The sequence below is a fragment of the Agathobaculum sp. genome, from assembly GCF_050946325.1.
GTDB lineage: Bacteria > Bacillota > Clostridia > Oscillospirales > Butyricicoccaceae > Agathobaculum.
Genome location: NZ_JBMNUP010000070.1, coordinates 1 through 8846 on the forward strand (window position 1 = coordinate 1; position 8846 = coordinate 8846).

Here is an 8846-nt window from a genome sequence, read left to right on the forward strand (position 1 = left end):
GCCAGCAAATCCCCTCCTGCTCTCCTTCAACCGCCCAACGCAGGCTGTCTGAATGCAGGTGCCCATAGATGCACCGCTTCACGCCGTATCGCTGCAGCAGCGCAATCATCGGCCCGCAGCGAAACGACGCATACAGCGGCGGATAGTGCAGAAAACAGATAATTTCTTCCGGCTGCGCCGCCGCGCCCAGCTTCAAAGAAGCCTCCAGGCGAATCATCTCACGATTAAAAATCTTTTTATTGTGCGGATCGGTAAAATCCTCTTCAAAGGGCCATCCGCGGGTGCCGCAGATTGCAGTCTTTTCATAGAAAAAGCAGTTGTTATGCAGAAAGTCAATGCTCGAAAAGTCATTTTCCTCCAAAAACCGATGCATCTTTGCCGCAGTTTCCCACCAGAGATCATGGTTGCCTTTCAGGATAATCTTGCGGCCGGGCAGGCTGTCGATCAGTGCAAAATCGCTTTTCGCCTCTGCCAGACTGATGCCCCACGAAATATCCCCGCCCAATACGACCGTATCCTCCGGCGCAACAAGCGCTTTCCAGTTTTTGATAATTTTTTCCGTATATCCCTGCCAGCGGCCGCCAAATACATCCATCGGCTTTTTCACCGACGTCGCCAGGTGCAGATCGGCCAGCGTATAAAGCGCCATCTTACAGGTCCTTCAGCAGCGCCACGGTAGACAGAATTTCGGACTTGTCCACCACGCGGTCAAAGCGCGGCGCCTTACCCGCCAGGGCAGACAGCGGCGCAGGGGCGGCAACACCCGTCAGCTTTGTCAGCACATCCAGCTGGCTGACATCGTCTTTCTCCAGTTTACCGCCAAGCGCCTCAATCACCGCGCGGCAGAACTTAAACGGCGATGCCGTCGAAGCGATGACCGTAGGCGTACCGTCGCCCGTGCGGGCCCGGTAATCCTCATATACCTGCACAGCAACAGCCGTGTGTGTATCCGACAAATATTTTTCATTCTCCCACAGCCGTTTAATTGCCGCAGCAGCCTGTGCATCTTCGCAGAAACCCGCGTCAAAATCATCCGAAATACCGGCAAAAACATCTGCCGGCACCGTATAGCGTCCATCGCGGGTCAGCCCGCTCATACACGCGGAAACCAGCTCGTCATTCTGGCCGGATGCAAAGAACAGCAGCCGCTCCAGATTGGACGAAATCAAAATATCCATCGAGGGAGAAGCAGTCGTATAAAAATCACGGTTCCGGTCGTATGTACCGTTCTGCTTGAAGAAGTCGGTCAGCACATTGTTGCGGTTGGAGGCGCAGATCAGCTTGTTCACCGGCAGCCCCATCTGCTTTGCAATGTAGGCGGCCAGGATATTGCCGAAGTTGCCCGTCGGTACGCAGACGTTGATTTTGTCCCCCATTGCAATCTCACCCTGATTGAGCAGGTCGCAGTAGGCCGAAATATAATAGGCAATCTGCGGCGCCAGCCGGCCCCAGTTAATCGAATTGGCTGAAGACAGCATCATACCGTCACGGTCCAGCTGCGCGCGGGTATCCGCATCGGTAAAAATACGCTTGACTGCGCTCTGCGCATCATCAAAGTTGCCGCGAATTGCGACCACTTCTACATTTTTACCCGCCTGGGTGGTCATTTGCAGTTTCTGCATGGGCGACACACCGTTTTCCGGATAGTACACCATAATTTTCGTGCCGTCCACATCGGCAAAACCGTCCAGCGCAGCCTTGCCCGTATCGCCCGAGGTAGCGACAAGGATACAGGCCGTGCGTTTTTCGCCCGTCTTACGCAGAGAGGCGGTCAAAAGATGCGGCAAAATCTGAAGCGCCATATCCTTAAACGCGCAGGTCGGGCCGTGCCACAGCTCCAGCATATATTTTCCGTCCGCCAGCTTGACAACCGGCGCGGTGTCGCTTCCTCCAAAGCGCTCGTCCGCATAGGCTTTGGCGGTATACTCCGCCAGTTCCTCCGCCGAAAAGTCGGTCAGGAATTTGCCGAGAACAAGCGCGGCGCGCCCTTTGTAATCCGCTTTTTGCAGATGATTCCAGTCCTCTTCCGTCAGCTTGGGAAAGGCCGTCGGGCAGTACAGGCCGCCGTCAGGCGCGATGCCGTTTGCAATTGCATAAGCCGCGGAAACCGTTTTCCCTTTGTTTCGAGTGCTTACATAGTCCATGTATTTCCAACCTCCGAAGATATTTATTTACAGCATTTTCTGCACGAAGGCGAACGCATTGTCATAAAACAATCCATTCACCATGCTTTCCTTGTAGCCAAGCGCGAGCATCCGGTCCGCCAGCTTATACATATCGGCCAATCCGTCTATTCCTGCCGGCAGCAGATCGCATCCGTCAAAATCGCAGCCGAGCGCCAGCGATTTTTCCGCGCCATACAGGCTAAGGAAATGTTCAATATGGTCAATCGCATCGTCAATCACGGAATCGCTCTGCCGCACAAGAAACGGCGTGTACAGGTTCAGGCCGACCAGACCGCCGCGCCGCACAATTTCGCCGCATTGACGGTCGGTTAAATTGCGCAGATGTTTGCACATCACACGGGAATTGCTGTGGCTGGCGGCAAACGGAACGTCCGTCTGCTCACACACATCCCAAAACCCCCGTTCGGACAAGTGGGACACATCAATCAGCATACCCAGTCCGGTGCATGTGCGCACCAGTGCTTTCCCTGCCGCTGTCAGTCCCTCGTCATTGTCCACCATCGCACCGCAGGCGTATCTGCTGCGATAGTTCCAGCTCATTGCAACCATCCGCACGCCCGCCTCATAGGCGCGCACAACATGCTCATCTGTCGCCAGCAGCTCCGCGCCCTCAATGGACAAAAATGCCGCCGCTTTGCCCGCAGCCGCAGCCTGCGTCAGATCGTCTGCGGTCCGGCAGAACGCGAGCCAATCCGCATTTGCAGAAAACTCGCGCACAGCTGTTTCCAAAAGCGCATCCAGCCGCTGCTCTTCCGGCAAATCAAGCAGGCAGCGGCGTCCGGCAGCTGCTGCGCCCTCCGGTGGCCGCGCTCCGCAAAACAGAGAAAAAAACTGCGCATAATGCCCATACCGCCGCGCCGCGGCGCGATTGATATGCAGATCATTTTCTCTCAGCGGTTTTCCGGTTTCATAACATTCATACAGGGTGTCACAATGCAAATCAAAAAGGTTCATTTTCACCCTCCAAACGCGTTTTCAATCAAATGGATCCGCGGCGGCACAGCCGCTTCTTCCGCGCCGTATACCTCAACCACGTCAAACCGGGGCTGCAAATCGGTCGGATGCAGTTGCAGCCACTCTTCTGCCGCCGTCAGAATACGGCGCTGTTTGGCAGCCGTCACATGCTCACGCGCAGCGGCAAATCGGCTGTCCCTCCGCGTCTTCACCTCAACGAAAACAATATATTGCCCATCCTGCGCGATCATGTCAATCTCTCCATACCGCGTGCGAAAATTCCGCTGCACAATTTTCCATCCAAGGCCTGCCAGATAATTGCACGCCGCGGTTTCGCCCCAAACGCCGGTCAACGCGGCGCCTCCGGATGTTTCTGATAAAACTTTTTCAAAAAAGTTTTCCGGTGAATCGGGCACGGACCATACGCCAGCAGCGCCTCATCATGCGCTTTTGTCTCATATCCCTTGTGCTTTTCAAATCCGTATGCCGGATACCGCTCGGCAAACTGCCGCATCAGGCGGTCCCGCGTCACCTTGGCAAGAATCGAAGCCGCTGCAATGCTGGGCACTTTCGCATCGCCCGAAACAACGCATGCATGCGGCAGCGCAAGCCCTTCCGAACGGTTGCCGTCCACATAGACAAAATCCGCAGGGCTGGTCAGCCCCTCAACCGCCTGCCGCATCGCACGGTAGGTGGCCTGCAAAATATTGATTTCGTCAATGACCGTTTCATCAACCAGAGACACCGACCACGCAACAGCATTTTCTACAATAACGTCAAACAGCGCTTCCCGTTTTTTTTCAGAGAGCTTTTTGGAGTCATTCAGTCCGTCTATCACAATGCCTGCCGGCAGGATGACCGCCGCCGCGCACACCGGTCCGGCGATTGGGCCGCGCCCCGCCTCATCCACACCGCAGACAGCAGAATAGCCGTTATCCCACGCTTTTTGCTCATACTCCCACGTCATACGTATTCCTCCGGCGTTTCCAGCGTGATGCGGCCCAGTACGCCGCCGCGGAACTCATCCAGCAGAATGCGCGCCATGCGCTCGGTGTCTATCTCGCCGCCGCGCAGCAAAAAGCCGCGTCTGCGGCCGGCCTGCTGCAAAAGCGCATAGCCGAGGAAATCGCTCTCTTCCGGAATCGAAACGCCGTACCGGTCGATGATGGCCTGCGGCGCCTGTGCGGCAAGCAGCTCCATCAGCTTGCACCCAAGCGTTTCCACATCCAGAATATCATCCTTGATCGCACCTGTGCAGGCAAGCAGAACGCCCACGCGCTCATCATCAAACTTGGGCCACAGAATGCCCGGCGTATCCAGCAAATCGACGCCGCTTTCCACCCGAAACCACTGGCTGCCGCGCGTGACGCCCGGCCGGTCCGCCGCCTTGGCGGCCTTGCGGCCGACAATACGGTTAATAAAGGTCGACTTTCCTACATTCGGAATGCCGACAACCATCACACGCACCGCACGGCCAACCTGCCCTTTTTCATTCCACTGCGCAATTTTATCTGCCAGCAAAACCCGCACCGCACCTGCAAACGCCTGCGTACCCGCGCCTGAGCGGCTGTCCGTCTCCATAACCGCCATACCCTGCGCCCGAAAATGCTTCGCCCATACTGCTGTCTGCGCTGGGTCAGCCAGATCAATGCGGTTTAAAATCATCATGCGCGGCTTTCCTGCCGCAATTTCATCCATGTCCGGATTGCGGGAAACCTGCGGGATGCGCGCGTCAACAACCTCGCACACCGCGTCCACCTGTTTGATATATTCCGCCATTTGCCGGCGGGTTTTGGTCATATGACCGGGATACCATTGGATATTCATACGTTTACGCCACCGATCCAAAATTACTGAAAGGATAAACCACGCTCAGCACGCGGCCCAGGATATAGCGCTCGTCCACCATGCCGAGGCGGGAATCGCGGCTGTCCGTAGAGTGGTTGCGGTTATCCCCCATCACAAAAACGCTTCCCTCCGGCACAGTCTGCGGATAAGGCATATCCCCGATTCGCTCCAGCGTATTGATTTTTTCTGCAATATACGGTTCATTCAGAACTTCGCCGTTGACCAGCACATCTCCTGTGATGGGGTCAATATCAATCGTATCTCCGCCGGACGCGATGATGCGCTTAACAATCGGCTGATCGTTATAAAAGCCCTCCTTATGGAGCACCACAACATCGCCCTTTTCCGGTTTGTAATTCCAGTTGCTGACCAGCATGATGCTGCGGTCTTCCAGCGTCGGATACATTGAAGAGCCGTCTACCCCGATCAGCCGCACAAAAAATGTAAAAACAACCACAAAAAATATCAGCACGACCATCAGAGACTCGCCCCAACCGAACAGCTCGCTGGAAAAGCGCCCCTCGTTTTTCTTCTTCCCCTCGGCCTTTTGCTCCTGCATTCCTGATTCCTCCAAAAATATAAGCATACTATTTTATTATAGCGATATTGCCGCATATGCGCAAGCATTAATCCGCCCGCATAATACAAAAACGGGGAGTACACGACTCCCCGTTTTTGTTGTTCGGTTGTAAATTAAACCTTTTCGGCGATCTTGGCAGCCTTGCCCACGCGGCCGCGCAGGTAGTACAGCTTGGCGCGACGAACCTTACCGCTGCGCACAACCTCGAACTTCGCAACGTTCGGGGAATGCACGGGGAACGTCTTCTCCACACCTACGCCGTAGGAAATGCGGCGAACCGTAACCGTCTGATTGACGCCGCTGTGCTTCTTCGCAATGATGATGCCTTCAAATACCTGAATACGCTCACGATTGCCTTCCTTGATTCGCGCATGCACCTTAACGGTGTCGCCAATCTTGAGTTCGGGCAGGTCGCTCTTCAGCTGCTGCTCGCTCAGTACCTTGACCAGATCCATTTTTCTGTCATCCTTTCGTCTTAGACATTCTTGCCATATTCCTTTTACACGGCATAACTGACATGCCGCAAATAAGCAGAGGAATGCCCGTGTTACCGAAATATCATACCATATCGCCGCACACTTTGCAAGCATTATTTTCCGAAAAGTCATTGTTTGCATTTGGCTTTCTTTTTGCGTTTAATCATAGTATACTGGTAACGAATCCAAAAGTAAAGGAGCTCTGCTTATGTGGGCTTACGAAAGCGTATTCTATCAAATCTATCCGATCGGCTTTTGCGGCGCACCGCGGATCAACGATGGTGTCACCGTTCCGCGTATCCGCAAAGTAAGCGACTGGGCCGCGCATATTGCCAAACTCGGCTGCAACGCGGTATATTTCTCCCCCATTTTTGAATCCGACAGCCACGGTTATGATACACGGGACTTCCGCAAAGTGGATTGCCGGCTGGGCGCCAACCAGGATTTTGCCGCTGTCTGCAAAACCCTGCACGAAAACGGCATCCGTGTCGTGCTGGACGGCGTGTTCAATCATGTGGGCCGCGGCTTCTGGGCCTTCCGCGATGTGCAGGAGAAAAAATGGGACTCCCCCTACAAGGACTGGTTCCACATCTCTTTTGAAGGAAACTCCGGCTATAACGACGGCTTCTGGTATGAGGGCTGGGAGGGTCACTACGAACTGGTTCGCCTGAATCTGCGCAACCCCATGGTCGTGCAGCACATTTTCGACTGTATCCGCGGCTGGGTGGAGGAGTTCGATATCGACGGCCTGCGTCTGGATGTCGCATACTGCCTGGAGCAGGACTTTATCCGCCAGCTCCGCGCATTCTGCAATACGCTCAAGCCGGATTTCTTCCTTGTGGGCGAGCTGCTGCACGGCGACTACAACCAGTTCGTCAGCGAGGATAAACTGCACTCCTGCACCAATTACGAATGCTACAAGGGTCTGTATTCCTCGCTCAACAGCATGAACCTGTTCGAGATCACCCATTCCCTGCTGCGGCAGTTCGGTCCGGAAAACTGGACGCTGTACCGCGGCAAGCATTTGCTCTCCTTTGTCGATAACCACGATGTAACACGCGCCGCCTCTATCCTGCAAAATCCCGCGCACCTGCCGCTCCTTTATGCGCTGCTGTTCGGCATGCCGGGCATCCCCTGCATCTATTACGGCAGCGAATGGGGCGCACCCGGCGAAAAGCATCAGGGAGACGACGCCCTGCGCCCCTCTTTTGAAGCGCCCGAATGGAACGAGCTGACCGGCCGCATCGCCGCCATGGCGAAAGCGCACCGCGGCAGCAGGGCCCTGTGCCACGGCGATTTCAAGCAGCTCGTTCTGACCAACAAGCAGTGTGTCTGGGAGCGCATCTGCGATGGAGACCGTGTGCTGATTGCCGTCAATATCGACAGCGAACCCTATACCGCACATTTTGATGCGCGCTGCGGCCGCGCCGTCGATCTGATCACCGGAGAAATGCACGATTTCGGCGGCGGCAGCGAACTGCCCCCGTACTCTGCTTTCTTCTGGCAGTGCGAGCGGTAAGGCCCCGCCGGCTTCCTGTCATCAATTCCGTTTAAGGAGTGTTGCAACCATGAAAACGATGATTGCCTGCTGCGGTCTTGACTGCGAACAATGCGACGCATATCTCGCAACCATCCATGACGACCAGGCACTGCGCGAAAAGACCGCAAAACACTGGGCCGCGTTAAACAACGCCCCCATCTTGCCCGAGCATATCAACTGCCAGGGCTGCCGTATCGACGGAGTGAAAACCGTTTTCTGTGAAAACCTTTGTCGTATTCGCCAGTGCGCTTTGCAAAAGAATATGCCTACCTGCGGCAGCTGTCCCGCTATGGAACAGTGCCCGACGGTTGGGCAGGTCTTTGCAAACAACCCTGCCGCCCGAAACAATTTAAAGGGATAGCCCCCTGTCAGCAGTCCAGTTGCAGCGGAGCAGGCTATATTGCCGCTTCTCCCGAAATATGCAGAAAAAAGCATCCGTATGGTAAAACGCCATACGGATGCTTTGCTTTTTTATATAATTATAATCGCGCTAAGTATCCAGCTTGCAAAAGTACAGCGTGTCAGCATCCGCATCATACAGCCCCTGCGTGAGGTTAAGGAAGGGTCTGTGTAAAATCTCTTGCCCACCGATACATCCAACCCCAATTCATTCGAGACATGGTTGTGCGAACCGCCTGCGGCACACACCGTCAGAGCAAAAAGAGAAAATGCAAAAATCGCTGCCGCCATCGAGGCTTTTTCATCTCGTATTTAAATATAATCAATCACCAAAGTATAAACCGAATTGTCCGACATCGTAACCGTAAACTCCGTATGGTCGTTCGACAAACGGTATTTTTCCAGCGCTTTTTTCGTCAGCGTCAGCGTATGCGCGCCCAAAATATAATCCATTTCCGCCTTCAGCTCCGCACCGTCCTTTTGTGCCGTAACATTGCGCACCGCAAGCCGGTCAAGCGGCAGCGAGAACGACGGTTCCGTCGGCGCATATGTATCGTACTCCGCTACATAGGCAGTGACGCCCGACGGAGCGGAATCCTTCACTTTCAGCTCAATTGTCTCTTGCTTGCCGCTGGCCAAATCAACGGTAATCGTATAGGTTCCCTCGCGCAGCTGCGCCAACATGCCTCTGCGCAAAACCAACGCATGCAGCGTGCTGTCAAAATCAAAATCCAGCCGGTCCATACCAAGAACCACGTCTGCAATATCGCTCTCCTTGCTGGCGCCCTCCACCTTCACTGCCAGGTGGGTAAAGTCCGCAGATTTATAGTAGCGGTCAAACGTCAGCGAGGTGGCGCTGGTTG

At 54.8% G+C, this 8846-nt stretch carries 11 protein-coding genes; 2 read left to right on the forward strand and 9 right to left on the reverse strand.

The annotated features are described in order from the left end of the window. From ACOYIE_RS06750 to rplS, 8 genes are all read right to left on the reverse strand, one after another. On the reverse strand, positions 1 to 649 hold a 649-nt coding region (locus tag ACOYIE_RS06750; RefSeq protein WP_433411658.1), incomplete at its 3' end, for a metallophosphoesterase. Between the two features lies 1 nt (position 650). Then, positions 651 to 2144, reverse strand: a complete 1494-nt coding sequence (gene thrC, locus ACOYIE_RS06755) for a threonine synthase (RefSeq protein WP_433411660.1) — start codon at positions 2142 to 2144, stop codon at positions 651 to 653. 27 nt (positions 2145 to 2171) lie between these two features. Then, positions 2172 to 3140 (reverse strand): dipeptidase, encoded by a 969-nt coding sequence (locus tag ACOYIE_RS06760; RefSeq protein WP_433411661.1) that lies wholly within the window; start codon positions 3138 to 3140, stop codon positions 2172 to 2174. A 2-nt stretch (positions 3141 to 3142) separates the two neighbouring features. Continuing rightward, positions 3143 to 3493, reverse strand: coding sequence for a YraN family protein (locus ACOYIE_RS06765; RefSeq protein WP_433411663.1), 351 nt, complete (start codon positions 3491 to 3493; stop codon positions 3143 to 3145). Next, entirely contained in the window at positions 3490 to 4107 is a 618-nt protein-coding gene (locus ACOYIE_RS06770) for a ribonuclease HII (protein WP_433411665.1), read from the reverse strand. The genes ACOYIE_RS06765 and ACOYIE_RS06770 overlap by 4 nt, the downstream gene beginning before the upstream one ends. Beyond that, positions 4104 to 4967, reverse strand: coding sequence for a ribosome biogenesis GTPase YlqF (ylqF, locus tag ACOYIE_RS06775; RefSeq protein ID WP_433411667.1), 864 nt, complete (start codon positions 4965 to 4967; stop codon positions 4104 to 4106). The genes ACOYIE_RS06770 and ylqF overlap by 4 nt, the downstream gene beginning before the upstream one ends. A gap of 4 nt (positions 4968 to 4971) precedes the next feature. Beyond that, the gene (lepB, locus tag ACOYIE_RS06780; protein ID WP_433411669.1) at positions 4972 to 5547 is read right to left on the reverse strand and encodes a signal peptidase I; all 576 of its coding nucleotides are present in this window, start codon (positions 5545 to 5547) and stop codon (positions 4972 to 4974) included. 134 nt (positions 5548 to 5681) lie between these two features. After that, positions 5682 to 6023, reverse strand: coding sequence for a 50S ribosomal protein L19 (gene rplS / locus ACOYIE_RS06785; RefSeq protein ID WP_433411671.1), 342 nt, complete (start codon positions 6021 to 6023; stop codon positions 5682 to 5684). Between the two features lie 229 nt (positions 6024 to 6252). On the opposite strand from rplS, the gene ACOYIE_RS06790 reads away from it, so the two are divergent. Both ACOYIE_RS06790 and ACOYIE_RS06795 read left to right on the forward strand, forming a co-directional pair. Next, entirely contained in the window at positions 6253 to 7563 is a 1311-nt protein-coding gene (locus ACOYIE_RS06790) for an alpha-amylase family glycosyl hydrolase (protein ID WP_433411673.1), read from the forward strand. 49 nt (positions 7564 to 7612) lie between these two features. Next, positions 7613 to 7945 (forward strand): DUF3795 domain-containing protein, encoded by a 333-nt coding sequence (locus ACOYIE_RS06795; RefSeq protein WP_433411675.1) that lies wholly within the window; start codon positions 7613 to 7615, stop codon positions 7943 to 7945. A 350-nt stretch (positions 7946 to 8295) separates the two neighbouring features. Here the strand turns inward: ACOYIE_RS06795 and ACOYIE_RS06800 are convergent. Then, the coding region (locus tag ACOYIE_RS06800; protein ID WP_433411677.1) for a hypothetical protein at positions 8296 to 8846 on the reverse strand (551 nt) is incomplete at its 5' end.